The sequence below is a fragment of the Cupriavidus sp. 22TCCZM04-2 genome, from assembly GCF_057798895.1.
Genome location: NZ_JBYOJS010000025.1, coordinates 43,377 through 68,252, shown reverse-complemented (window position 1 = coordinate 68,252; position 24,876 = coordinate 43,377). Strand labels below are relative to the sequence as shown.

The window sequence follows — 24,876 nt, the reverse complement described above, 5'->3', positions numbered from 1 at the left end:
CGCCGAAGATGGCCGTCGCAGCATGTCATTGCCTCATGGCAACTCCCCTTCCCATTCCGAGCCCATCCCTTGCCGAAAGGAGCCGCGGTGGATTTCCAGTTCAGCGAAGAACAATCAATGCTGCGCGACACGCTCGCGCGCTACCTGGCCGATCACTATGACTTCGAAGCACGGCGCGCCGCCGTCCGCACGGACGCCGGGTGGCGCCCCGACTGCTGGCGCGCGTTCGCGCGCGAGCTAGGCATCCTTGGCGCCGGATTTCCCGAGGCGCTGGGCGGCCTGGGCGGCGGCGCGGCCGAACACTTGATCGTCCTGGAACAATTCGGCCGCCACCTGGTGCTCGAACCGTACCTGTCCACCGTCGTGCTGGGCGGCGGTGCCCTGCTGCAAGGCAGCAAGGCACTGGCGGAACAATGGGTGCCAGCCATCATCGGCGGAGAAACCCTGGTGGGCTGGGCTCACGCCGAGCCGGCCAGCCGCTACTGCCGGCACGACGTGCAGGCCCGCGCGGTCGCCGACAGCGCCGGCTACGTACTCGACGGCCACAAGTCCGCCGTGGTTGGCGCACCGTTCGCCACGCACTTCGTCGTCAGTGCCCGCACCGGTGGCGCACGGCGCGACACCGATGGCATCAGCCTGTTCTGGGTGCCGCGCGATACGCCGGGCGTGACGCTGCGCGAGTACCCGACCATCGACGGCAACCGCGCCGCCGACGTGCGGTTCGACCAGGTCCGGGTGCCATTCAGTCACCTGCTCGGCACCGAAGGCAAGGCGCTGCCGCTGATCGAGCAGCTGAGCGACGCCGCGCTCATGGCGCTGAGCGCGGAAGCCAATGGCGCGATGGCCCGCATGCTGGCGGACACGATCGACTATGCCCGCCAGCGCAAGCAGTTCGGCGTCGCCATCGGCAGCTTCCAGGTGCTGCAGCACCGCATGGCCGACATGGCGATGCAGCTCGAACAGTCCGTGGCGCTGACCCAGGTCGCGGCCATGCAGGCCACGGCGCAGTGGCGCGAGCGCGCGCTGGCAGCCTGCGCGGCGAAGGCGCAGGCCGGGCAGGCCGGCCGCTTCATCGGCCAGGCCGCGGTGCAGATCCATGGCGGCATGGGCGTGACCGACGAGCTGGCGGTGGGGCACTACTTCAAGCGCGTGACGGCCATCGACCTGCAGTTCGGTTCGGCCGAGCACCACCTGGGCCGCTACGCCGACCTGCTCTATCCCGCTGCAGCCTGAGGCTGCGCTAGCCAACCCCAAGCATCCTTCCGTCCTTCAGCGAGGCCCGCCGATGCATCTCGAATTCTCCAAGCAAGACCTGCAGTTCCGCGACGAAGTGCGCGCCTGGATTGGCGAGGCATTCGATCCCGAATTGCGCGCCATGATGGCGCAAACCAAGAACGGCTACCTGGACAAGGCCGGCCAGGTGCGCTGGCAAAAGGCGCTGCACGCGCGCGGCTGGGCCGCGCCCAACTGGCCCGAGGCTTACGGCGGCCCGGGCTGGACGCCGACGCAGCGCCACATCTTCCAGTCGGAGCTGGCCGCGGCCGGCTGCCCGCCGGTGTCGCCGATGGGCCTGAAAATGGTCGCGCCCGTCATCATGAAATACGGCACCGAAGCGCAGAAGGCGCGCTTCCTGCCACCCATCCTGAAGTCCGATGTGTGGTGGTGCCAGGGCTACTCCGAGCCCAATTCCGGCTCCGACCTGGCGTCGCTGCAGATGCGCGCGGACCTTGCCACCGACAGCGAAGGCGCCCACTACGTGCTCAACGGCTCCAAGATCTGGACCACGCATGCGCAATGGGCCGACTGGATGTTCTGCCTGGTGCGCACCAGCCGCGACGCGCGGCGCCAGGAGGGCATTTCGTTCGTGCTGGTCGACATGCGCACGCCGGGTATCACGGTTGCTCCGCTACCCACGCTGGATGGCCCGATGCCCGGGCAGCAGGAAGTCAACCAGGTGTTCTTCGATAACGTCCGCGTGCCGGTCGAGAACCGCATTGGCGAAGAAGGCATGGGCTGGACTTACGCCAAGTACCTGCTCGAGTTCGAGCGCGGCGGCACCTATGGCCCGACCCTGGGCAAGCAACTGGCAAAAGTCGCCGCGATCGCCGCCGACCAGCCCGGCGATGATGGCCGACCGCTGCTCGCAGACGCTGGCTTCCGCCGCAAGCTGGCCCAGCTTCACCTGCGGGCGGCCGGACTGCAGGCGGTGGAACTGAAGCTGTTCAGCGGCGTGGAATCGGGCAAATCGATCGGCGCGGCGTCCAGCATGCTCAAGCTGCTGGGTACGGAGGCCATGCAGGCCATCAGCGAACTGGCCGTGGAAGCAGCCGGTCCGGCGGCGCTGCCCTTCGTGCAGGACACCTGGGCCGAGATCCAGGGCCGGGAGGCCCCGCCCCGCGTCGGGCCCGAGTATGCCGCCGTGCTGGCGCCGCGCTATTTCAATTACCGCAAGGCCTCGATCTACGGCGGATCCAACGAGATCCAGCGCAATATCATTGCCAAGCTGATGCTCGGGCTCTAGCGCCACCCGAGCCCTGCCACGGACAGAAGGCCCGCCGAAGCGGGCCTTTATCTTTGCAAGCCCCCGTTTCCCGTCTACCGCAGGCCTCCTTGTCTCCTTGTTCCATGTATGGCTTGACGCGCGGCATTTTTCGCGCATAAACTTTTATGAACAATATGTTCATTTATGAACATATGCCGGCAGCTGCGGATTTCGCGTAATCCGCGCTGGCGCCCCCATCACTGGCAGACAAGAGGCAGACCACATGAATTCATTGAAGATCGGCATCAACGGCGCCGGCATCGGCGGCCTTGCAGCGGCGATTGCTTTGCGCAAGCTCGGCATGGATGTGACCGTGTATGAACAGGCCCCCCGCTTCGCGCGGGTTGGCGCCGACATCAACCTGACCCCTAACGCCGTGCGCGCGCTTGACGGGCTTGGCGTCGGCGACGCATTGCGCGAAACCGCCGCGCGCCCGACACACCGCATCAGCCGTACCTGGGACACGGGCGAGGAAACCTCGCGCCTGCCCATGTCCGACGAGGCCGAGCAGCGCTATGGCGCGCCGCAACTGACCATGCACCGCGCCGACCTGATGAGCGCGTTGGAAAGCGCGCTACCGGCCGCCAATGTGCGGCTCGGCCACAAGGCTGTGGCGATCGATCGCAATGGCGGCGACATCACCGTGCGCTTTGCCGATGGCAGCGAAGACAAGGTCGACGTGCTGGTCGGCGCGGACGGCATCCATTCGATGGTCCGCACCGCCCTGTTCGGCCCGGAAAGCCCAATCTTCACCGGCGTCGTGGCGTACCGCGCCGTGGTGCCGGCCGAGCGCCTGGCTGGCGTGCCCAACCTCAACGCCTTCACCAAGTGGTGGGGCACGGATCCGGCCTCGCAGATCGTCACCTTCCCGCTCAACCGCGGGCGCGACATCTTTATCTTTGCCACCGTGGCGCAGGAAAGCTGGCGCCATGAGTCCTGGACCACGCCGGGCCGCGTGGAAGACCTGCGCAGCGCCTACGCGGGTTTCCACCCCGAAGCGCGCGCCTTGCTGGACGCCTGCGATGACGTGCTGATCTCCGCCCTGTACGTGCGCGATCCGCTGCCGTCGTGGTCGGACGGCCACGTCACGCTGATGGGCGATGCGTGCCACCCGATGATGCCGTTCATGGCGCAAGGCGCGGGCATGGCGATCGAGGACGGCGTAGTGCTGGCGCGCTGCCTGGCCGACGCCGCGGGCGACGGCTATGCCGCCGTGCCGGCCGCGCTGGCGCGCTATCAGCGCGCGCGCCATGCGCGCACCAGCCGCATCCAGATCGGCTCGCGCAGCAATGCCTGGCTCAAGGAGGGTGGCAATGCCGACTGGGTGTACGATTACGACGCCTGGAACGTTGCGCTGGGATAAGCGATTAGCGATTAGCGATATGCGCGACTTGCCGACGGTCTGCTCCCTCTCCCGCTTGCGGGAGAGGGAGCAGACCGACAGGCGGTTCCAGCAATGCCAGCAGTTTTCACGGCCGCGCCTGCGCGGCCGTTTGCCTTTCCCGATAACCATGCCCAAGCCACCAAGCCCCGAAACCGACGACATTGCCGATACCGACGACGCCAGCCCGCAACTGGTCTCCCCCGTCATCCGCGGCCTGCGGCTGTTGCGCTTCATTGCCGAAGGCGGCTCGACCGCCAACCTCAGCGAGGTCGGCCGGCGCATCGACGTGAACCGCGTCACGGTGATGCGGCTGCTCGCCACGCTAGAACATGAAGGCATGCTCGAACGCCTGCCCCAGGGCGGGCACGAGATCGGCTTCGGCTTCCTGAAGCTGTCCGCGCGCGTGCTGGCGGCCAATGACCTGACGACGTTTGCCCGGCGCGTGCTGGCGCGCCTGAGCGCTTCGCTGCAGCTCTCGGCCTACCTGGTCGTGCGCGATGGCGGCCATGCGCTCTACCTGCTGCGCGACATGCCCAATACCTCGCTGGTCAGCAATATCCAGGTTGGCAGCCGCGTGGCCGCGCACCTGACCACGCCCGGCCGCATGCTGATCGCGGATCTGCCGCCAGAGGCATTGCGCGCCTTGCTCGGAGACGACCCGCTGCCGACCGTGACGGGCCAGAGCCCGTCCACGCATGCACGCCTGGGCGAGATCCTGGGCGCCGACCGCGAACGCGGCTGCGCGTGGAGCTTCTCCGCCTTTGAACCCGGCATCGATTCCTGCGCCGCACCCGTGCGCGACGCGAGTGGCGAGGTGATTGCCGCCATCAGCGTGGCCGGTCCGCAGCAGCGCTTCGAGGCCGACGGCACATTGCGCGAACGCGTGGAGCGTGAGGTCAAGACCGCGGCACGCGACCTGTCTGCCCTGCTCGGCGAGCGCACCGGAAGCAGCCGGACGCGGTAGCACGGCCCGCCGTTATTCGGGCTTGATGCCGTATTCGTGGATCAGCTTCGCCCAGGCGGCCGTTTCCTCGCGGATGCGGGCAGCGAGCGCTTCCGGCGTGCTGGCCAGAGGCTCCATGCCCTGGCGCTGAAGTTCCTTCCTTACGTCAGCACTGCCCAGCAACGACCGCACTTCGGCGGCCAGCCCGTCGGCGGCTGCCGCCGGCGTGGCGCGCGGCACCAGCAATGCATACCAGGAACTGACGTCGATGCCGGTCACCCCCTGCTCGGCCAGCGACGGCACGCCCGGTGCCGCCGGGGACCGTTTAGACTGCGTCACTGCCAGCGCGCGCAGCTTGCCCGACTGGATAAACGGCGCCAGCGTCGGCCACGTGCCCAGCAGCAGCGGCACCTGGCCACCCACCACATCATTGAGGGCCTGCGTCGTGCCCTTGTAAGGGACGTGCAGCAGCGTCACCTCGGCCTTGTGCCGGAACAGTTCGCCGGCCAGGTGCAGGCCGCTGCCAACCCCGGGACTGGCATAGCCAAGCGGCGTCCCGGCTTGCGCCGACTGCCGCGCGAGCCGGATCAGCTCCTGCACGGAGTTCGCCTTGACCGACGGATGCACGGCCAGCACGTTGGGCGAACTGGCCAGCAGCGATACCGGCCGGAAATCGCGCTCCACCTGGTACGGCAGCGCGGGAAACAGCGTCGGATTGATGGTCAGGTTGCCGGCCGGCACGACCAGCAGCGTGCAGCCATCGCCCGCGGCACGGCGCACGGCGTCGATGCCGATATTGCCGTTGGCGCCGGGCTTGTTGTCGACGATGTACGGAACGTTCGCATGCCGCTGCTGCAGCCCGTGCGAAAGCGTGCGCGCCAACTGGTCGGCCGGTCCGCCGGCCGGAAACGGCACGACGATGCGCACGGTGGCGCAGGCGGCCCCGGCGTTCTGCGCCGCCAGGCCGGCCGCTACGAGCAAACCCGCCGACATGGCGGCGAGCCAGCGGCGCCGGCCTGGGACCACGGCCTGCTCGACGGCCTGACAGAAATGACTTCGCTGCATCGGTAGATGGTTTCAGCCCAGGCCAAACGGCCGGGGCGGTTCGGGCGGACGATAGTCGAGCAGCCGCGACAGTTCGGCGCCGGCTCCCCTGACCCTTTCCACCATGTTGTCGAGTTGCTCCGGATCGATGCGCGATGCCGGAATCGTCGCGCCCAGCGCCGCCACCACCTTGCTGGTACGGTCGCGCACGGGCGCTGCAATGGTCGAGATACTGGCCTCGAAGAAGCCCTCATGCAGCACATAGCCGCGTTCGCGGTCGCGCTGCACCATGTCGTAGAGTTCCTCCACCGTGCGCGGCGTGCTTTCCGAGAACACCTCCAGCCGCGATTCGGGATACAGGGCGCGCAGCTCGTCGAGCGACAGGTCTTCGAGCAGCACGCGCCCGAGCACCGTGGCATGCGCCGGCAACCGCGTGCCCACGTTCACCGTACTGGCAAACGGACGCGGCGCCACGGACTTGGCCACATAAACGATGGAGCGCCCGTCGCGCACCACGAGGTTGCACGGGTAATGGATTTCGTCGCGCAGACGGTCCAGCAGCGGGCGGCCCAGCTCGGTCAGTTCCAGCGACGCCAGGTAGTCAAAGCCCAGGCGCAGCACCGCCATGCCGAGCCGGAATTCGCGGCCGCCATCGGTGCGCTCGACAAAGCCCATCATTTCCAGCGTGGCCAGCAGGCGGAAAACGGTCGAGCGCGGCACCTTCAGGCGCCGCGCCAGTTCCGCGGCCGACAGCGTGCGCTCGCGGCTGCTGAACTCTCCCAGCAACCGCAAGCCGCGCTCCAGCCCCGGCACGATGTACTTGTCCTGGGCGTCATCGGGCGGCGATTCGGTGGTCATGGTTTATCTCTGCTATGGCGAATGATGGCGATCTTGATGCAGTGCGAGGTGCGGCGGGAGCGGCCTCCCGCCACTCCCGCGGATCCGTAGCTGTCCCATATATCACGCCTGAGCCCCGTAGGGTACCCATCACGCCGACAAACCCCGCGCTTATTTCAGGTAGTCGCGCAACCAGCCAGCGCACTGCTCCCCATACTGGGCCGGCCAGCGCACCACGATGGTTTCGTCACGGCGGCGCAGTTCCACGCAGATGTCCGAGTGCGGCCCGCGCTGCACCGGCGCACGGCCGAACAGCCGCGCGAGAAGCCCGCCGCCATTGCCACTCACGGCCGGCGCACTGGCGGCATGGCCGTTGTGGGCAGCGAGCGGCGCCGGCACGGCGACCGCCGGCATGGTGGCGGGCTGCTGCGCAGCGACCGCGGCGGGTGCCGCGGTCGGCACCGCTTGCGCCCCTTGCGGCGACAGGCGCGCCAGCAGGTTGGCCCCGAACTCGTCCCACATGCGGTCGGCCTTGGTCTTCATCACGCTCAGGCCAAAGGTCCCGAGGCGGCCCAGCACATCGACCTGGACCGTGATGCGCAACTGCGTCGAGCCATCCTCCTGCTCCGCCAGGAAGATCTCGCTCGACTGGCGCAGGGAACTGGCAACGGACGCATCCTCGCCGGTGCCCTCGGTACGCAGGTAGTGCGGCGCGCGCGTCTCCACGATCTTCGTATGCAGGCGGAAGCGCGCATTGATGAAGGCGATCTTCACCGCCATGTGCGCGATGTACTCGACATCGCTGATGACCTCGATCGATTCCATGCCGGGCACGCAGGCGCCCATCACGTTCGGGTCGAGCAGCAGTTCCCACACGCGCGCCGGCGGCGCCGTGGTGACCAGGGTCTTTTCAATTTCCACGCATTTTCTCCGCGGCGGACAGGATGGATTCGACGATGCCGACGTAGCCCGTGCAGCGGCACAGGTTGCCGTTCAGGCCGTGGCGGACTTCCTCTTCCGTTGGGTTGGGGTTGTTGGCCAGCAGCGCGCACGACGTCATCAGGAAGCCCGGCGTGCAGTAGCCGCACTGCAGCCCGCCGCATTCCATGAAGCACTGCTGCAGCGGGTGCAGTTCGCCGTCGGCGGCCAGTCCTTCCACGGTCATGACGTGTCGCCCGCGCACCTGCGCGGCCAGCATCAGGCAGGACTTGACGGCCTCGCCGTCGACCAGCACCGTGCAGGCGCCGCAGATGCCGGTCTCGCAACCGCGCTTGGTGCCGGTCAGGTTCAGGTCGTCGCGCAGCAGGTCGGACAGCATGCGCCGCGCCGGGACTTCGACGGTGTGTTCTTCACCGTTGACGGTGACATCGATGGTGATCTTGCTCATGGCAACTCCTCAGTCCGCAGCGACGCCGAACAACTCGGCGATGGTGCGGCGTGCGACGGTGCGCACGATGTGGCGGCGGAAGTCCTCCGAACCGCGCATATCCGCAACCGCGTTGATATCGGCGGCTACGATGTCGGCGGCCTCGGCGGCGAGATCCGCGGTCACGGCCTTGCCGGCCAGCAGCGCCTCGGCGCGATGCAGGCGAGCCGGGATCGGCGTGGAAGCACCGACGGCCAGCCGGGCTTCCACGCAGACATCGCCTTCGCGCCGCACCGACAGCGCCACGCTGGCGAGCGGCCGGTGTTCTGCCGCCGTGCGCAGGAAGCGCGCGTAGCGCCCGTCCGCGCCCGCTGCCGGTGCGGGCAAGCGGATCCCGGTGACGATCTCGCCCGGCATCAGTGCCGTGACGTAGTAGTCAACGAGGAAATCCTCGATCGCCAGCACGCGCTCGCCAGCGGTCCCGCTCAGCACGATCTGCGCCCCAAGCGCCATCAAGCAACCTGGCGGATCGGTGGCCGGATCGGCATAGCAAAGATTGCCGCCGATGGTGCCCTGGTTGCGCACCTGCGGATTGGCCACGCGCGCAGCCATGCTGGCGAGCATCGGGTAGTGCGCCTGCACGATGGGCGAACGCGCCACCTCGGCATGCAAGGTCAGTGCGCCGATGCGCAGGCCCTGGCGCGGATCGAACGTGATGCCGCGCAGCGCGTCCAGGTTGCCGAGATAAACCACGTGGCTCGGCGTCAGCATGCGCTGGCGCATGCCCAGCATCAGCGCAGTGCCACCCGCGTAAGCGCGGCAGTTGTCGCCAAGGTCAACCAGCATGCGGCTGGCTTCACTGACCGTCGCCGGTTCCAGGAATTCGAAATCACTCATGGGTGGCCTCCCTCTCCTTCTCCGTCTCATTGCGCTCGCGCAGCGCGGCCAGCACCTTCTCGGGCGTGATCGGCAGCGAGTGGATGCGTATGCCGATGGCGTGATGCACCGCGTTGGCGATGGCCGCCGCGCCGGGCAGGATCGCCGTTTCGCTCGCGCCCTTGGCGCCGAACGGGCCATTGGGATCGTTGGACTCCACGAGATCCGTGCGCAGCATCGGCAGCGCATCGGCCGTAGCCATGGTGTAGTCGGCAAAGTTGCCGTTCTGCAGGCGGCCGTCTTCGTAGCGAAGTTCCTCGTAGAGCGTCCAGCCGATTGCCTGCACCGTGGCGCCGTGGGTCTGTCCATGCACCGCGAGCGGGTTGATCGCCTTGCCGCAGTCGTCGGCGACAAAGCTGTCGATCACGGTCACGCGGCCCGTACAGGTATCGACCTCGACCTCCACCGCCTGCGCCGCGAACGAATAGGCGGGCGCGACGTTGCCGTAGTAGTTGGCGTCGTGCATGACAGTCGGCGCGTCGTAGGTGGCGCGCACGTGGATGCCCTCGCCGCCGTGGCGGAAGATATGCAGCCGCGCGATCTCGGCGAGCGTGGCGGACTTGTCCGGCTGACCCGGCACGCCGATGCGGCCATCGGCATACAGCAGGCTTTCCGCATCCACGCCGAACTTCTCCGCCGCCAGCGCCATCACCTTCTGCTTTGCTTCACGCGCGGCGCGCAGCACCGCGTTGCCCGAGATGATGGTCACGCGCGACGCCAGGGATCCGAGGCAGAACGGCGAGGTATCCGTATCCGGCGCCATCACGGTCACGTGCGACAGCGGAATCCCCATCTCCTGTGCGCAGATCTGGCTGAGCATGGTGTTGGCGCCCTGCCCCATGTCGCATTCGCTGGTCTGCAGCATCACGCGGCCATCTTCATTGAGCTTGAGCAGGATGGTCGAGCCGTCCCAGTTGCCCAGCGTGCGGTTGCCGCTGACGTGCATCGCCGCCGCAATGCCCACGCCGCGCCGACGCGTGCCGGTGCCGCGCGGCGCGTCGCGCTTGGCGTCCCAGCCAATGGCCTTGCGCGTCATCTCCAGGCATTCCTGCATGCCGGTGCTGCCGATCTGCCAGCCATGCACGCTGGTCTCGCCACGGCCGATGGCATTGCGCTTGTGCACCTCGATCGGATCCATGCCGATCATCTCGGCCAGCACGGTCAGGTGGCAGTTCAGCGGGAACTGCATCTGCTGCCCGCCGAAGCCGCGGAAGGCGCCGCGCGGCGGGTTGTTGGTATAGGCCAGCACGGCATGGGAGCGCACGTTGGTGACGCGGTGCATGTTGTCGCTGCGCATGGCGCTGACATGCATGACATCGCCTGCCAGCCCTGAAAAGGCGCCGCACTCGGCAATGATCCGCACGTCCTTGGCCACGATCAGGCCGTCGGCCGACAAGCCCATGCGCAGCCACACCTTCGCCGGCACGCTCGCACGCGCGCCCTGGAAATCTTCGAGACGGTTGTTGACCATCCGTACTGGACGATCAAGCTTCGTTGCCAGAAATGCGCAAATCAGGCTGTTGTTTTCCTCTACGATCTTGGCGCCGAAGCCGCCGCCCGTGGTGGCCTGCACCACGCGGATGGTCGACGCCGGGCGATCGAGCGCCTCGGCCAGGCGGCTGCGCGCGAGGAATACCGACTGCGTCGACGCATACACGGTCAGTCGCCCGTTGCCGTCCTGCGTCGCCACGGATGCCATCGGCTCCAGGTAGCCCGGGTACTGAGAGTGCATGTCGTAGGTGGCCTCGTACACCGCGGCCGCCTCGGCGAAGCCGGCTTCCACGTCACCGCGCTCGATGTGCATCTCATGGCCGATATTGCGCGTGCCGGCATGGATCTCCGGCGCGCCAGCGGCCAGCGCGGCTTCGGGGCTCAGCAGCGCCGGCAACGGCTCGTACTCGACGCGGATCAGGTCCAGCGCATCGCGGGCGATTTCCTCGCTGACCGCGACCACGGCCGCGACTTCCTCGCCGACATGGCGCACCACGCCCACGGCCAGGATGCGCTGCTCCTTGCGGTGCGGCCCCCACAGGCGCGTCGGGGTATCGAGCCCGCTCACCACCAGCTTGACGCCCGGCAGCGCCTTCGCCGCCGAGGTATCGATGCTGACGATGCGCGCGTGCGGGTGCGGGCTGCGCAGCACCCTGGCGTGCAGCATGCCGGGCAGCTTGATGTCGCCGGCATACTGCGCGCGTCCCATGACCTTCTCCCGCGCGGTCACCTGCGGCGTGGATGCTCCCACGATGGACTGGCTCATGCCGGCCTCCTGCGTCTTGCGTTGCATGGTTCTGCTGCGTGCTGCGTCATTCCGCGGAAATGCCCATGTCGCGGATGACCTTGCCCAGCCGCTCATAGTCCGACACGTTGACCTTCTCGAGCGCCGCGGGCGCACCGCCCACCGGCAGCGCGCCGAAGGTCGCCATCTTTTCCGCGACGTCCGGCAGCTTGATCACGTCGTTGAGCTGCGCGTTGAGGATCTTCACCACCTCGGGCGGCGTGCCCTTGGGCGCCATCACGCCATGCCATGCGCCGACCACCACGTCCTTGTAGCCGAGCTCGGCGAGCGTCGGCACGTTCGGCAGCAGCGCCGAGCGCTTGGCATCGGTAATGGCCAGCGCGATCAGCTTGCCCGTGTTGATGTACTGCGCGACCGGGCCCAGCGTGACGTAGGCGAAGTTCACGTGACCGGCCACCACGTCGTTGACGGCCGGTGCCACGCCCTTGTACGGCACGTGAGCCGATTTTAGCCTTGATTTCGAGTGCATGGGGTTTGCCTGAGGTTTGCTCGGGAAATGCCTAGAAACATGGGGTTATCGCGATTATATTCGCTCGCGATTTCCGGCACTCGCCGTGCAAACCCCAGGCACTCACAACCATTTCCCGGCGCGAAATCGCACCAGGAATCGCGCCAAGTACGCTAACCTATTCACCTGCCCTTTCGGCGTCCGCCAGCTAACCGATTGGGCCTTGTCTCAAACCTTATCGAGGAGGTGTCCCATGGCGAGTTTTACCGCAGTGGTCGGCAAGAAGGCGACCAAGATCCGCGCATCGATTTCCGTGACCGTGAATGGCGAGTTGCATCGCCAGGCCAAGTCCTTTGCCACGCGCCGCGAGGCCGAGGCCTGGGCGAAGTCCCTGGAGGACGCGATCGAGGCTTCGGGCAATGCCGCGCTCACCACGCTGCGCGCGCTGCTGGAGAAGTACGCGGCCGAGGTGTCCGGTACCAAGAAGGGCGCGCAGTCCGAGCGCATCCGGATCAAGTCGTTCATTGAACGCAACCGGAAACTGGCCGATCGGCCGGCGCGCGAGATCTCTCCGCAGGACTGGCGCGATTGGATGAAGGCGCGCCTGAAGCAGGAGTACGCGGGCAAGCGCATCTCTACCGCGACCGTGCGCCGCGAGATGGTCACGCTCTCGCATGCCTACACCAAGGCGGTGAAGGCCTGGGATATCTGCGACGCGAACCCGTTCGACAAGGTCGAGAAGCCGGCCGACTCAGACGCGCGCAAGATCGCAGTGTCCGACACGGACTTCGCTGCGATCTGCGCGCACCTGGACGCCTATACGCCGGACCTGGTGCCGTCGACGGAGAAGCATTTCGTGGGCGCTGCGTTCTATGTCGCGCTGAACACGGCCATGCGCCGTGGTGAGATCATGGGTCTGTGCTGGCGCGACGTGGACCTCAATCGCGGCATGCTCTACCTGCATGACGGCCAGACGAAATCCAACAAGGGCCGCCGCGTCCCGATGACTCATGAAGTCCTCGCGGTGTTCCGTCTGCTGTGGGAGGGGCGGGACGAGGAATCGCAGCGGGTGTTCCATCCGATCATCGCGCGCTCGCTGCAGGACTACTGGACCAGGGCGCGCGCTGCGGCCGGCCTGCGGCACATTGTGTTCCATGATTGCCGGCACGAAGCCGCCTCGCGCCTGGCGCGCATCATGCCGCTGGACACGCTCAAACGGATCACCGGCCATGCCGACACGAAGATCCTGGAGAAGCATTACGTGACGACGCTCGACGACGACCTGATCGATGCGGTGCGCGTGAAGCGCGCGGCCTGATCGCTCTCTCTCCCCTCATGAAAAATGCCACTCGCAGGAGTGGCATTTTTTTTGGCTCTTCGTCGATTTACGGGTCTGGAATCGTCTCAGAACGACCCTGAAGCGCCCTTCGGGCACACAGAAAGTCGGCGGCAGCTTCCGGTGCGAAGCGGCCGCATGAACATCACAGTTTCAGCTCGTCGGAGATGCATCCCTCGCTGGCATAAATCGACCGGTTGAATCCGCAGCCAACTTCGGTCGCCTTATCGCCCTCAAGTTCATCTGGTCGCTATGGATTGGTGCTGTCATGGGGCCTGGTGTGCACGTCCGCGAAGAAGCCGCGCGCACTCCAAATCGTCCCGTCCGCAACTGGCGAGTTGTTTCGCTCGACTGCTGTCCCAACTCCTACGCTCATCATGGGTCGCAAACAGCGCATCTGACCAAGACCAGCCTTGCTGTGACTCGAACGGGCCTGAAGCTTACGCGCATGCCTAAGGGCCGCTAGGGATCGGAGATACAGCCGTAGGAGATGCTCTGCACTAGCGGTGTCAGATCCGCGGCTTCGGTCTAGGCGGATCGCTCGAATCAATGCTCGAATCTGATTCTTGCATTGAATACAGTGTGCCTCCGACACTCGAACTGCGACTGCGATTAGATCCTCGTTCACGCTAGACTCCTGCCCCAATCACTCTAGGCTAACGAGATCGAGTACCCCTCAGCAAGCGCCTTCCAATTTCGCGCCCTGTCCGAAATCTGCCTGATTCGGACAGAGTGGGTCGGTAGGCTCCGGGAAACAGTGGGAGGCTGGCAGCACACTAAAGGCTGCGTGAGCAGCGGAGGCGTTGCAAACGAAGCAACGACGACCGAGTGAGCGTCGCAGACTGGGCCGGCCTAACTCGCTGACGGTGGAGGCCTTATGGCGGCACGTCAGCCCTTGGTGTCACGCAGGTTGTGGCTTTACTTGCCGCGCCCCTTCGGATGCTGCCGTCCTGGCCGTGAACATAGAGTTCCACGCCGTTTTGGCTGGCGATCTGCAAGCCAGCAGCGATAGCCTCCTTTTGAGTGTCATAGTGCGACCTCGACGTGCCCTCGTGGGTGACATCCCAGCCGTCGCCTTGCGCCATCAGCGCGACACCATCCACACGAGGGTTAGACGGGCGCTCTCGCCGTTCAAGCGCAACGTCTACATGTCGTTCCGCTGGATTTCTATTCCGGGGACCATCCCTGGGCAACGCGCCTATACGGGTGCCGGTGCGAATGCGGTACCGGCCGTCGCGATCGGCTTCAAAGGTAGGGGGCTGTGATGGCTGACGTGCGACGTGTCATCAGCATCGAGGCGAAGATCGCGCAGTCTGCGATCTCGCAGATGAAGGAGATGGAGAAGTCCCTGGGCGGCATCGAGAAGAGCGCGAGCGCGGCGACGTCCGCCATGAAGTCGTTTCTCGGCGGAATCGCTGCCGGCATCACGGTCGGTGCTGTCATCTCGGCCTTTACGTCTCTGGTCGATACCCTGGACAACCTGAACGACGAAAGCGAGCGCCTGGGCGTCTCCACCGACAACCTGCAGGCCTGGGGCTATGCCGCGCAGATGAGCGGAACCGATGCCGAGACCTTGAGCAAGGCGCTCGGGAAGCTCTCGGTCGCGATGGACAACTTCGCCGACGACAACGCCAAGACCACCCAGGCGCTGCAGGGTTTGGGCGTGACCGCCGAGGACGTCGCGCAGGGCACCGACGTCGTTTTCCAGAAGCTCGCGGACGGCTTCGCGAAGATGCCGGACGGCGCGCAAAAAACCGCCAAGGCGATCGAGCTGTTCGGCAAGGAAGGGGCGAAGCTGATCCCGCTCCTGAATGCCGGCGCCGATGGCCTGGAGGAGTTCAAGAAGCAGGCCGAGGCGATGGGTCTGGTCATCGAAGGCTCGACCATCAAGCAGGCCGCTGCCTTTAACGACCAGATGGACATGATGCGCAAGCGCGTACAGGCCGCTGGCATGCACATCGTGGAGGGTTTGCTGCCTGCATTGAACCAGCTGTTCGACTCGATGGGCGATGTGAACTCGCGCGGCGAAGCGTTCAAGCAGGTAGGCAAGGACATCGGCGACGTCATCCTATGGACGGCCGGCATCACCATCAAGGGCGTGGCAACGCTGAAAGCGTTCGGTCGCACGCTCACCATGATTGGCGACGCGGCGTCCGCGATCGTGCATGGCAATTTCGGCGACCTCTCGGGGATCTTTAGCACCTACGTCTCCGACGTGGACAAGCTCGGGCAGACGGCAAACCTCGCGCTCATCAACCTGGCGACACCGACGCGCGACGTGTCGGACATCATCGGCAAAGGCCTGGCCGACTCAACCAAGAAAGGCGGCGCCGCTGTCGATGATTTTGGTGGCAAGACGAAAGCGGCCGCGCAGAAGGTGTCGGACTTCGAGAAGCGCTTGAAGTCCCTGAACGAAGAACTGTTCAAGGCGTCGCAGCCGGAAACCGCGGAGACCGCGGTGGGCAAGCTGACCTACGACATCGAGAACGGAATCATCAAGGTCACGAAGGCCGAGGCCGATCAGCTCTACATGACGGCCGCGCTGGTCGACGCGACCAATCGCGACGTCGAGGCCGAGAAGGCTCGGAAGCAGGCGCTCGAGGACTCGACCAAGGCGCAGCAGGAACAGATCACGGCGCAGGCGGCTTTCCTGGACCAGCAGAAATCGCAAACCCAGGCCGGCCAGCTGGAGGCCGCGATCGATACCTGGTACCGCCTGGAGCAGATCATCGAGCAGACCGGCGACACCTCGCTCGCTGCCACGCAGGCGCTCACCGCTGCCAAGCAAAAGGTCGACGACCTGATCAACGGCAAGACGACCGACGCGTTCGACCAGGTGCTCTCGGCCATCGATGGCTATGGCAAGCAGATCTCCGGCACGCTGATCAATGCCGTCGACAGCACGAAGTCGTTCGGCGACGCGTTCGGGGACATGGTGTCCGGCGTCCTGAAGGATATCGCGCAGATGGTGCTGCAGCTGCTGATCGTGCAGCCGCTGGTGGATAGCCTGAAGTCCTCGCTCAAATCCTCGGCCGCGTCCGGTGGTGGCGGCTTTATGGGTTTGATGACCTCGCTGTTCTCTGCCAAGGGCAACGCGTTCTCCGGTGGCGTGCATGCGTTCGCTGCTGGCGGGATCCTTGGGCCGAATGGAGGCCTGACGCCTGGTCCGATCCTGTTCCCGTTTGCGCAGGGTGTCGGTCTGGCCGGCGAGGCCGGTACCGAGGCGATCCTGCCGCTCTCGCGCGGGCCGGACGGAAAGCTCGGCGTCTCGAGCGATGGCTCGGGTGGCTCGGACGTGGTGGTCAACGTCATTAACAATTCCGGCGCGCAGGCGACCGTGACCGAGCAGCGCGGCTCAGATGGCAGTCGTCAGATCGATGTGCTCATCGACCAGCGCGTGAATAAGGGCATTGCCAGCGGCGCCTACGACCAGGCCTTTGGCACGACCTATGGCCTGTCGCGGCGTGGCCGCTGAACCGGAGCTGACGAACATGGCCGATATCGAACTCGCCGCTGTTCCGCTGCCGTGGCCTGGCACGCTGCCGCAGTGCGTGCAGAACTGGCAGGAACAAAACGAGCCGGTGACCATCCGGACCTCGATGGAGGGCGGGCCGCCCAAAACGCGGCGCCGCTACAGCGCACCGATCCGTCGCGTGGAGGTGCAGATGATCCTGCCCGACGATAGCCAGTACCTGACGCTGCGCAGTTTCTTCGATACGTCTCTGATGGGCGGCACTGGCTATTTCAACTTCACCCATCCCTGGAGCGGCGAGGTCATGAAGTTCCGCTTCGTGGATCCGCCCAAGTACGAGCCGCTCGGCGCGCTCGCCATCAACGTGTCGATGACCTGGGAGTGCCTGCCGTGAGCCGTTCCATCACCAGCTCGACCGTCGCGGAGCTGTACCAATCCGATGTCAGCCAGGCCTGGCTATGGCTGCTGCGCATCTACTCTGTCGAATTCCCGACCGCCGACCATACGTTCTACCTGGTCAACAACACGGTCGATGTCGTCTCGCGCGGCCGGACGTTCACGGCGTTCCCGTTCAACCTGGTACTGCCGCAGGACTCCGACCAGAACCAACCGAACCTGGTACTCGAAATCGACAACATCGACATGCTGCTGGTGCCGTATCTGCGCGCCATGAAGGAGGCCGCTTGGGCTGCGATGGAGCTGATCGCGCTCTCGCGGCCGGATACGGTGGAGGTGACCACGTCCGACTGGCGCTTGCGTAATGCCAACTGGGACGCGCAGAAGGTCAGTTTCGACCTCACGCATGAGGACGTCCTGCATGCGAAGTTTCCGGGCCACACCTACAGTCCGGCCGAGTTCCCTGGGATTTTCTGATCATGGACTTCGCGCGCTACATGCTGCTGCCGTTCAAGGATCGCGGACGCGATCGCGGTGGCGTCGACTGTTGGGGTTTGGTGCGCCTGGTGCTGCTGGAGGAGTTCGGCCTTCGCGTACCGAGCTATGCGGCGGCCTATATCGACAGCGCGGACGAAACCGCAGCGCGCGCGATCGGCACGTTCTGCCGCGACTGGATCAGCATCCGGGAGGAGGACGTGCAGCCTGGTGACGTGGTCGTGTTCGAGCTGATCGGCACGCCGACGCACTGCGGCGTCATCGTCGCGCCTGGGGTGTTCATGCATATCTTTGCCAAGCGCGGCGTCTCCTGCGAGGACTACACGCGGCCGATTTGGCATGGCCGCATTGAGGGGTTCTACAGATGGCCGAACTAGTTATCCGTCCGCATGTCCTGTCATCGAGCGGGCAGACCGAGGTCCAGAGTCCTGAAGGCCTGACCATCGCGCAGATGGTCGACGTCTATGCGCCGGAGCAGCGCGAGCTGGCGAGCGTTTGGGTCGAGGACGTCTACGTCGCTCGCAAGCACTGGCACCTGGTCACGCCGAAGGCCGGCCGGCACGTCTACATTGGCATCGTGCCGACCGGGGGCAAGAAGGGAGCGAAAGGCGTCCTGAGTGCCATCGCCATGATCGCGGTGGCCGTGGTTGCGTTCTACGCCGCGCCGCTCATCGCGCCTGCGATCGGCCTCGGCTCCTCTGCACTCGCTGTCGGTGCCGTCTCGATGGGCCTCAGTCTGGTCGGCTCGCTGATCGTCGGTGCGCTGTTCAAACCGCCGACGCCGAATGCCGGCGCCACGCAAGGCATCGAGGACACTCCGGCCTATTCGCTTTCGTCGCAATCGAACCAGGCCACGCCATACGGCGCGGTGCAGCGCGTCTACGGCCGGCACAAGATTTTCCCGCGCGTGGCCGCGACGCCGAAGGTGTTCGTGCGCGGTGGCGTCGCCTGGCTGCAGTGTCTCTACGACTGCGGCTATGGTCCGCTCGCGCTCGAGGACATTCGCATCGGCGATAACCCGATCGGCCTGTATCAAGGGATCCGGCTCAACGTGATTCCGTCCTACGTGGCCGGCATGGGTTTGTCGATCTACGCCAACGACAACTACTACGACAACGTTGGCATGTCGCTGAATCGCGGGGAATGCCGCACGTTCTACTCCCATGCGGACGCAGATGGCGCCGTACTAAATCTGTCGTTCCCTGGCGGCCTCTACTACTACGACGACAACGGCGCGTTTTTCGGCGAGCAGGCTTGGTTCGATTTCTACTTGACGGAGGAGAACGGTGGTCCGACCTATCGGCTCGGCGCGGGAAATTTCGTCAATGCGTCCCTGGTCAATGGCTCCGGCGCCTACTGGGCCGATGGTCTAGGCGTGACCTTCCGAACCGAACAACCAGGCCAGCGTCGCGCGCTGCAGGCCTCCGTCGAGATTCGCTTTCCGTATCGTGGGCGCTGGAGTATCGGCATCTGCCACAGTCCTACCTTGATTCCTGGCCACGATCCGAGTCGCATCGTCAGCGATGCGAATTGGGATGGTCTGCAATCGGTGACCTACCGTGCGCCGGTCGCGCCGACCGTGCCGCATACCCTCATTGAATTGGAGGTCAAGGCTACCGACCAACTGAACGGCACCATTCAGAACCTGTCCTGCATTGCCACGTCGATCCTGGACGATGGCTATGGTCGCCAGGTCGCTACGCGCAATCCGAAGCATATCTATTGGGACATCCTCACCGGCACCGCCAATCCGCGCCGCGTGCCGGCCTCGCGCATGGACTACGCCGCGTTCGATGAGTGGTGGGCGTACTGCGAGCGCGCGGCGCATGACGGCTTGCCGTACTCGTACTGCGACACGGTGATCGACAATGTAACGACCGTGTGGGATCTCCTGTCAAACGTCGCGGCCTGTGGGCGCGCTACGCCATCGATGCGCGATGGCAAGTACAGCGTGCTCATCGACCAGCAGCGCACGGTGCCGGTGCAGATGTTCACCACGCGCAATACCACGTCGTTCAGCGTGGTGCGGCCGTTTCCGGATTTGCCGCAGGCGCTGCGCTGCAAGTTCATCGATCCGCAGTCCAACTGGCAGCAGCGCGACCAGATGGTCTACATGGATGGCTACGACCAGAACAACGCCTACCTCATCGAAGACATGACGATGTTCGGCTGTACGCGTCCTGGGCAGGCCTGGCGCGATGGGCGCTACTACCTGGCGCAGGGCTACCTGCGGCGCGAGACCGTGACCGTCGGTGTCGATGTCGAGAACCTGATTTGCACGCGCGGCGACCTGGTCGCGTTCGCGCATGACGTCCTGGAAAGCGGAGGCAAGCCGGCGCGCGTCCTGAACAAATGGTACGAGCCGGATATCGGTTCGGGTGTGTGGATGTTCCAGCTGGACGAGACGATCCTGGTCAATGCCGGCACGCAGCTCGGCATGCGGGTTCGCAACGCGACCTACCCTGGCGGCTCGGACATCTACATGTGCTACCCGAACGAAGGCGACACAGACGTTTTTTACTTTGCACCGTATGGGCCGACGCCGATCTACGATATCGGCGACCTGGTCGTGATCGGCCTGCCGCAATCGGTGACGGCCTACTACCTGGTGAAGAGCGTCATGCCGGCCGGCGACGACAGCGCCACGCTCGAGCTGGTCGAGCAGGCGCCTGGTGTCTATGGCGCCGATACCGGACCCATCCCTCCGTACTACCCGAGCACGGACGGCCGTCCTGCTGGCGATACCAGTCTGCCGCCCATCCAGGGTTTGGTGCATTCGGATATCTATTCGCACTACTCGTCGACGCCGGTGGTGTCGGTCACGCTGTCCTGGCAGAAGCCGGCGCAATCCTCGCTGGTCTGGTACAGCGTGGACAAACTCGCGGCAGATGGTTCCTGGCAGAACGTTGGCACGCCGACCGATACGCAGCTCGCGGTGCTGGTCAACTACGACCAGCGGCAGATCCCGAAAGACGCCGGCATGCCGGTGCGCTATCGCGTGATCGGCATCACGAAGACCGGCCGGCAAACCGTGCCGGTCGAGATCGACTGGACCATCATGCGCGACAGCACGCCGCCGCAGGACGTGCTCAATCTCACCTACGTGGTCGAGTCCTACGCGGTGCGCTTCGCCTGGGAGCCGGTGATCAATGTCGACCTCGACGGCTACTTGCTCGAGTACATCTCGCCGCAGTCGGCCAGCGGCCGCGATGCGCAGCCGCTGGCCGACACGATCCAGGAAGGCGGACTGCCGGTGTTCCTGCTGGCCTCGGCCTATCGCTGGCAGATGCGCCAGGCCGGCACCTGGCGCTGTGGGATCCGCGCGCACAACGTGCTCGATTACTGGAGCGCGCACCGCACCGAGATCGACGTGGTCCTGGTGGCGCCGAACACGCCGGAGAACATCGTGGCCGGCGTGACCGGGCCGGATATCGTCATCTCCTGGGACGCCTCGCGCGGTTCGTTCGCCGTCGACCACTACGACCTGTATCGCGATGGCGAATACATCGCGAGCGCGAAGACGACGAGCTTTAGCGAGAAGCTGATCGCGCTCGGGCAAATCGACTATGGCGTGGTCGCCGTCGACGTGGCGGGGAACCGCTCCAGCATGGGCATCGTCTCGTATGTCGTGCTGGTTCCGAACGCGACGCAGCCGGTCGCGCAGATCCTTGGGAACAACGTCATGCTGCGCTGGGTCGATGCAGCATCGACGCTGCCGATCCAGTTCTACGAGATTCGGCTCGGCGAGACGTGGGAGGACTCGACCGGCAAGGCCAACGTGGGCAATGGCCGCGCGATCAATTTTTTCGAGCAGGCGGCCGGTCTGTACACGTACTGGGTCCGCGCCATCGATACGGCTGGCAACGCGGGACCGGCGCTCTCGGTGACGGTGCGGCTTGCGCAGCCACCGGACTACGTGCTGCGCTACGACTGGGATGCGGACTTTGCGTATGCCGTCCTGGTCGATGGCTATCGCGAGGGGCAGCAAATCTGGATTCCGGTAGACCGGGAAACCTGGGAGGAGCACTACGTCACGAATGGTTGGAACGCTCCGCAAGATCAGGTCGCTGCCGGCTTTCCGATCTACATCCAGCCATCGCCAGACTTGGGCACGTTCGACCAGGTGTTCGATTACGGCGCGGTGCAGCCACCTACGACCGTGTCCGCGACGCTGACCTGGCGGATCCTGTACGGCAGCGTGAACGTGGTCCCGACGCTCTCATACAAGAAGCTCGAGAGCGATCCGTGGATCGACCTGCATGGCGTGGCGCAGGCTTTCCTGACGGACTTCCAGTTCATCAAAGTGCATTACGACTTTGAGGCCTCCGGGGGTAACGACCTGGCACTTGTGACGGGGCTGAACGTGAAGCTCGCGGTGGAGCGCAAGACCGACGAAGGTATCGCGGACGTGAGTGCCGATCCGGCTGGTACGTTCGTTCCGTTCAACACGGCATTCATCGACGTCATGAGCGTGGTGGTGACACCGCTTGGCGATCAGCCGCGCCTGTTTGCCGTCGATTTCGAAGACTTGCCCTATCCCTTGGGCTTTACCGTTTATCTGTTCGACCTCGACGGCAATCCTGTCGCCGGTCAGGTCGCGTGGACTGCGAGAGGAGTGTGATCATGGCCGCTGATTTCGACAAACCCGTATTGACCGACGACTATGCGACGGTGCTCGCGGAGGTGCGCGACAACCAGGACGCGCTGGCGACGCAGCTGGACGACCTCAGTCCGCCCAATCTGCCGGCCGGCGCGAAGCGCTGGAGCACGACCAACGTGCGATGGGAAAAGTACGATGGCTCCTCTTGGCTCGAACTGGCCGCGCAATACGCTATCAACGTGGCGAAGCTCGGGGGCTATGCGGCGGGCAATGGCGCGGGACAAATCCCGATCAGCAACGGCACGCTCAATACCGGGTTGAACTCGGAAATGTTGAGCGGCAAAACGCTAACGTACTTTGCCACCGCGCAAGGGCTAGCCGACCTCGCGACGAAAGAAGCCGCCGACATTGCCGCAGTCAATGCAAAGATTGATAGCAACACAACCGCAATCAATAACAAGGTATCAAAGAGCGGCGATACGATGACCGGCGCGCTGAACATGAGCGGCGACAATCCTATCCGGTTCAATCAGCGATATATCCGCAATGATTCCGGTGGTAATTTCCTCGGCTTCATTAACAATGCGGGAAACAATTGGACGTTTAGAAGTTACGATAATGGGGATGCCAATATCACAGGTGCTCTACAAACTGGCGGGGTCGTTACCGCTGGCACCGATACTAACAATCAAATTCAGGTGTTTCCCGGAAGTATGGAAATCAGGCGGTGGGATGGACCCTACTTAGATTTCTCCATCGCAGGTACTGGCGAAGATTATCACTGGCGCATGTACAATTGGAGAGCTAGTGATAATAGATTTGGATTTTTGTGTGCTGCTAGTGGAGTAGCCATCGAATTTTTGTCTGACGGCAACATATATTGCAGTAATCGTGGCTATGTATGGGATGCAATCAACGGCAAGATAGGCGGCGCCACATGCAATTGGAATACGGGCATCATTGAAACGCTCGGGTGGGGATGGGGTAGCAACAATACGCGCGATTTGCCAGCGCCGTATGTGTGCTGTGGCATTCGGACGGACTCCAGCGGCGCGGCTTTCGTGCGTGGCGTGGCACTGAGGAATTACTAAAATGCGCTCACATGCCGAACTCGCAATGTGTTTGCAGCGGATGCTGCCGGGAACACAGCACGGAGTGGATTTCGTCGTCGCGCACCACATCCGGGCTGCTAACTCGGCAGAGCAAAGCGGCGACGCCTTTATCCTGGAGTGGTTGAGCAAGCAGCCGCAGCCGAGCGCGGAGGAAATCGATGCCGCGTGGGCGCAGCACGGCGCCGCCATCAAGTCCGAGTTGGCGGCACGCGCCGCACGCGGAGATCGCACGGCACTGTTGGCCGAGGCCGATGCGATGGTCAGCAAGTGCGAGGACGCGGGGGATTCTGCCCAGGCGCTGGCGTGGCGCCGTTACCGACAGGCGCTGCGGGACGTTCCCACGCTGCCGGGTTTCCCGCTCGATTTTGAATGGCCGAAGTCGCCCGCGAAGGGGGCCGCATGAATCCGACCATCATCACGCTGGCCGGTGCGCTCCTGGTACCGGCTGGCCGCGCGCAGCAGTACTCGGGCGCGCTCGACAAGGCCTGCGCCGATCATGGCATTGCAACGTCGACGCAGGTCGCGATGTTCCTGGTGCAGGTCGTCGCCAGCTCGCGCGGCCTGCAGGGACCGGACCTGTCGAAGCTCTCGCTCTCGGCTGACGATCTCTGCAGCGCCTGGCCGCTGGTGTTTGCGCATCCGAACGAGGCGCTCGACTACGCGCTCAAGGCCGAGCCCACGGCCAACCGCGTTTATGCCGGCCAGCATGGCAACGGCGACGAGGACTCAGGCGATGGCTGGCTCTACCGGCCGCGTGGTCTGCTGCCGGTCTATGGTCGGGGCGACTACGCGGCGCTCGGCGAGGCGCTCGGCCTGGACCTGGTCGGGACACCGGAGCTGCTCGACGCGGCCGATCCTGCTGCCAACGCGGCCGCGCATCAGTGGGAGGCCGCTCGCTGCAATCCCTACGCCGACGCCAACGACTTGAACGGCTGCACTGCCGCGCTGCTCGGCCGGCTCTCCGACATGGCTAGGCGGCGCATGCTGTGGCAGCGCACGCGCGGCGTGCTGGACGCCTGGGCGCGCGAGCCACACACCGCGCCGGCGCCTGGCATGCCTCAAACCCAAACCTGGCCGACGCCTGGCATCGATTTCGCGGACTCGCCATGACCTACTACTACCTGCAGACGCTCGATGTCGACGCCAATGTCATGCAGTCGCAGATGGGCGAGAACCCGGATCTGCTGCTGTCGATCGCGCAGGGGCTGTTTCCGCTTGGCGACGATCCGGAGGAGCCGACCTACACGTACCAATGGGTAGACGAAAGCGGGCAGCCGGTCGATCCGCCACCGCTCACGCCAGAGGTCAATCCGCTATGAGCCGCGCCGCTGTGCTCGCTCTCGCTTTCGCGCTGGCCGGCTGCGCCACCGACGGCACCGCGTCGCGCCAGCGCCTGACGGCGTTCCTGCCGTCCTGCATTGTGCTGTGCTTCGCCACCGTTCACGGCACCGAGTCCATGTCGAACTCGATTTCGGTGCCGGCCGTCCTTGAACCCTGATTTTCGTTTTCGCCTTCCGGATGAATCCCGCGTCACAAGCGAGTTTGCCGGTGCATAGGGTTTACTCTGCCCATCCACACCACCCTGCCTTTTTGGTTCATCGCCGTGTTCGGGAAGGCCGATAGTTCGACGGCCGAGTTCGGCCAGGTCCGGACATTCGAACTTCGTCGC

Annotated in this window: 23 protein-coding genes; 15 read left to right on the top strand and 8 right to left on the bottom strand. The window is 65.0% G+C overall.

The features are described 5' to 3' along the window. The first annotated feature begins 87 nt into the window (after positions 1–87). From AC3FKG_RS26725 to AC3FKG_RS26710, 4 genes are all read left to right on the top strand, one after another. Positions 88–1,233 carry an acyl-CoA dehydrogenase family protein gene (locus AC3FKG_RS26725; RefSeq protein ID WP_488744589.1) on the top strand — a complete coding sequence of 382 codons (1,146 nt, stop codon included), beginning with the start codon at positions 88–90 and terminating at the stop codon, positions 1,231–1,233. Positions 1,234–1,285: 52 nt separating this feature from the next. Continuing rightward, the gene (locus AC3FKG_RS26720; RefSeq protein ID WP_488744588.1) at positions 1,286–2,521 is read left to right on the top strand and encodes an acyl-CoA dehydrogenase family protein; all 1,236 of its coding nucleotides are present in this window, start codon (positions 1,286–1,288) and stop codon (positions 2,519–2,521) included. 244 nt (positions 2,522–2,765) lie between these two features. Further along, positions 2,766–3,905, top strand: coding sequence for an FAD-dependent monooxygenase (locus tag AC3FKG_RS26715; protein WP_488744587.1), 1,140 nt, complete (start codon positions 2,766–2,768; stop codon positions 3,903–3,905). A 148-nt stretch (positions 3,906–4,053) separates the two neighbouring features. Beyond that, positions 4,054–4,890: an IclR family transcriptional regulator gene (locus AC3FKG_RS26710; protein WP_483712069.1), complete on the top strand. Its 837-nt coding sequence runs from the start codon at positions 4,054–4,056 to the stop codon at positions 4,888–4,890. Between the two features lie 12 nt (positions 4,891–4,902). Here the strand turns inward: AC3FKG_RS26710 and AC3FKG_RS26705 are convergent, their stop codons facing one another. The 7 genes from AC3FKG_RS26705 to AC3FKG_RS26675 all read right to left on the bottom strand — a co-directional run bounded on the left by AC3FKG_RS26705 (position 4,903) and on the right by AC3FKG_RS26675 (position 11,817). Then, complete coding sequence (locus tag AC3FKG_RS26705; protein ID WP_483712070.1) at positions 4,903–5,934, bottom strand: Bug family tripartite tricarboxylate transporter substrate binding protein; 1,032 nt, start codon at positions 5,932–5,934, stop codon at positions 4,903–4,905. A 12-nt stretch (positions 5,935–5,946) separates the two neighbouring features. Further along, positions 5,947–6,771, bottom strand: a complete 825-nt coding sequence (locus AC3FKG_RS26700; RefSeq protein ID WP_483712071.1) for an IclR family transcriptional regulator — start codon at positions 6,769–6,771, stop codon at positions 5,947–5,949. Between the two features lie 150 nt (positions 6,772–6,921). Then, complete coding sequence (locus AC3FKG_RS26695; protein WP_488744586.1) at positions 6,922–7,671, bottom strand: SRPBCC family protein; 750 nt, start codon at positions 7,669–7,671, stop codon at positions 6,922–6,924. Continuing rightward, positions 7,661–8,137 (bottom strand): (2Fe-2S)-binding protein, encoded by a 477-nt coding sequence (locus AC3FKG_RS26690; protein ID WP_488744585.1) that lies wholly within the window; start codon positions 8,135–8,137, stop codon positions 7,661–7,663. The genes AC3FKG_RS26695 and AC3FKG_RS26690 overlap by 11 nt, the downstream gene beginning before the upstream one ends. 9 nt (positions 8,138–8,146) lie before the next feature. After that, entirely contained in the window at positions 8,147–9,013 is an 867-nt protein-coding gene (locus tag AC3FKG_RS26685) for an FAD binding domain-containing protein (RefSeq protein ID WP_488744584.1), read from the bottom strand. Beyond that, positions 9,006–11,336 carry a xanthine dehydrogenase family protein molybdopterin-binding subunit gene (locus tag AC3FKG_RS26680; RefSeq protein WP_488744583.1) on the bottom strand — a complete coding sequence of 777 codons (2,331 nt, stop codon included), beginning with the start codon at positions 11,334–11,336 and terminating at the stop codon, positions 9,006–9,008. Before AC3FKG_RS26680 ends, AC3FKG_RS26685 begins: the two co-directional genes overlap by 8 nt. 19 nt (positions 11,337–11,355) lie before the next feature. Next, positions 11,356–11,817: a Bug family tripartite tricarboxylate transporter substrate binding protein gene (locus tag AC3FKG_RS26675; protein ID WP_488744582.1), complete on the bottom strand. Its 462-nt coding sequence runs from the start codon at positions 11,815–11,817 to the stop codon at positions 11,356–11,358. Between the two features lie 232 nt (positions 11,818–12,049). Here AC3FKG_RS26675 and AC3FKG_RS26670 point away from each other — a divergent pair, with 232 nt between their 5' ends. Further along, entirely contained in the window at positions 12,050–13,114 is a 1,065-nt protein-coding gene (locus tag AC3FKG_RS26670) for a tyrosine-type recombinase/integrase (protein ID WP_488744581.1), read from the top strand. A gap of 893 nt (positions 13,115–14,007) precedes the next feature. Here AC3FKG_RS26670 and AC3FKG_RS26665 read toward each other — a convergent pair. Further along, positions 14,008–14,217 carry a DUF2188 domain-containing protein gene (locus AC3FKG_RS26665; protein ID WP_488744580.1) on the bottom strand — a complete coding sequence of 70 codons (210 nt, stop codon included), beginning with the start codon at positions 14,215–14,217 and terminating at the stop codon, positions 14,008–14,010. A gap of 179 nt (positions 14,218–14,396) precedes the next feature. Here AC3FKG_RS26665 and AC3FKG_RS26660 point away from each other — a divergent pair, with 179 nt between their 5' ends. Genes AC3FKG_RS26660 through AC3FKG_RS26615 form a run of 10 tightly spaced genes read left to right on the top strand, consistent with a single transcriptional unit; the run spans position 14,397 to position 24,705 of the window. Next, positions 14,397–16,607: a phage tail tape measure family protein gene (locus AC3FKG_RS26660; protein ID WP_488744579.1), complete on the top strand. Its 2,211-nt coding sequence runs from the start codon at positions 14,397–14,399 to the stop codon at positions 16,605–16,607. A gap of 16 nt (positions 16,608–16,623) precedes the next feature. Beyond that, complete coding sequence (locus tag AC3FKG_RS26655) at positions 16,624–16,998, top strand: hypothetical protein (RefSeq protein ID WP_488744578.1); 375 nt, start codon at positions 16,624–16,626, stop codon at positions 16,996–16,998. Then, entirely contained in the window at positions 16,995–17,477 is a 483-nt protein-coding gene (locus AC3FKG_RS26650) for a DUF1833 family protein (RefSeq protein WP_488744577.1), read from the top strand. Before AC3FKG_RS26655 ends, AC3FKG_RS26650 begins: the two co-directional genes overlap by 4 nt. A 2-nt stretch (positions 17,478–17,479) precedes the next feature. Beyond that, on the top strand, positions 17,480–17,872 hold the full coding sequence (locus AC3FKG_RS26645) for a C40 family peptidase (protein ID WP_488744576.1): 393 nt from the start codon (positions 17,480–17,482) through the stop codon (positions 17,870–17,872). Beyond that, entirely contained in the window at positions 17,860–22,116 is a 4,257-nt protein-coding gene (locus tag AC3FKG_RS26640; RefSeq protein WP_488744575.1) for a host specificity factor TipJ family phage tail protein, read from the top strand. The genes AC3FKG_RS26645 and AC3FKG_RS26640 overlap by 13 nt, the downstream gene beginning before the upstream one ends. A gap of 2 nt (positions 22,117–22,118) precedes the next feature. Then, a complete protein-coding gene (locus AC3FKG_RS26635) occupies positions 22,119–23,186 on the top strand; it encodes a hypothetical protein (protein ID WP_488744574.1) in 1,068 nt (355 codons plus the stop codon). A gap of 1 nt (position 23,187) precedes the next feature. Then, positions 23,188–23,610: an XkdW family protein gene (locus AC3FKG_RS26630; RefSeq protein WP_488744573.1), complete on the top strand. Its 423-nt coding sequence runs from the start codon at positions 23,188–23,190 to the stop codon at positions 23,608–23,610. Continuing rightward, a complete protein-coding gene (locus tag AC3FKG_RS26625; protein ID WP_488744572.1) occupies positions 23,577–24,317 on the top strand; it encodes a hypothetical protein in 741 nt (246 codons plus the stop codon). Before AC3FKG_RS26630 ends, AC3FKG_RS26625 begins: the two co-directional genes overlap by 34 nt. Continuing rightward, positions 24,314–24,526, top strand: coding sequence for a hypothetical protein (locus AC3FKG_RS26620; RefSeq protein WP_488744571.1), 213 nt, complete (start codon positions 24,314–24,316; stop codon positions 24,524–24,526). Before AC3FKG_RS26625 ends, AC3FKG_RS26620 begins: the two co-directional genes overlap by 4 nt. Then, a complete protein-coding gene (locus AC3FKG_RS26615; protein WP_488744570.1) occupies positions 24,523–24,705 on the top strand; it encodes a hypothetical protein in 183 nt (60 codons plus the stop codon). The genes AC3FKG_RS26620 and AC3FKG_RS26615 overlap by 4 nt, the downstream gene beginning before the upstream one ends. Positions 24,706–24,876: the final 171 nt, after the last annotated feature.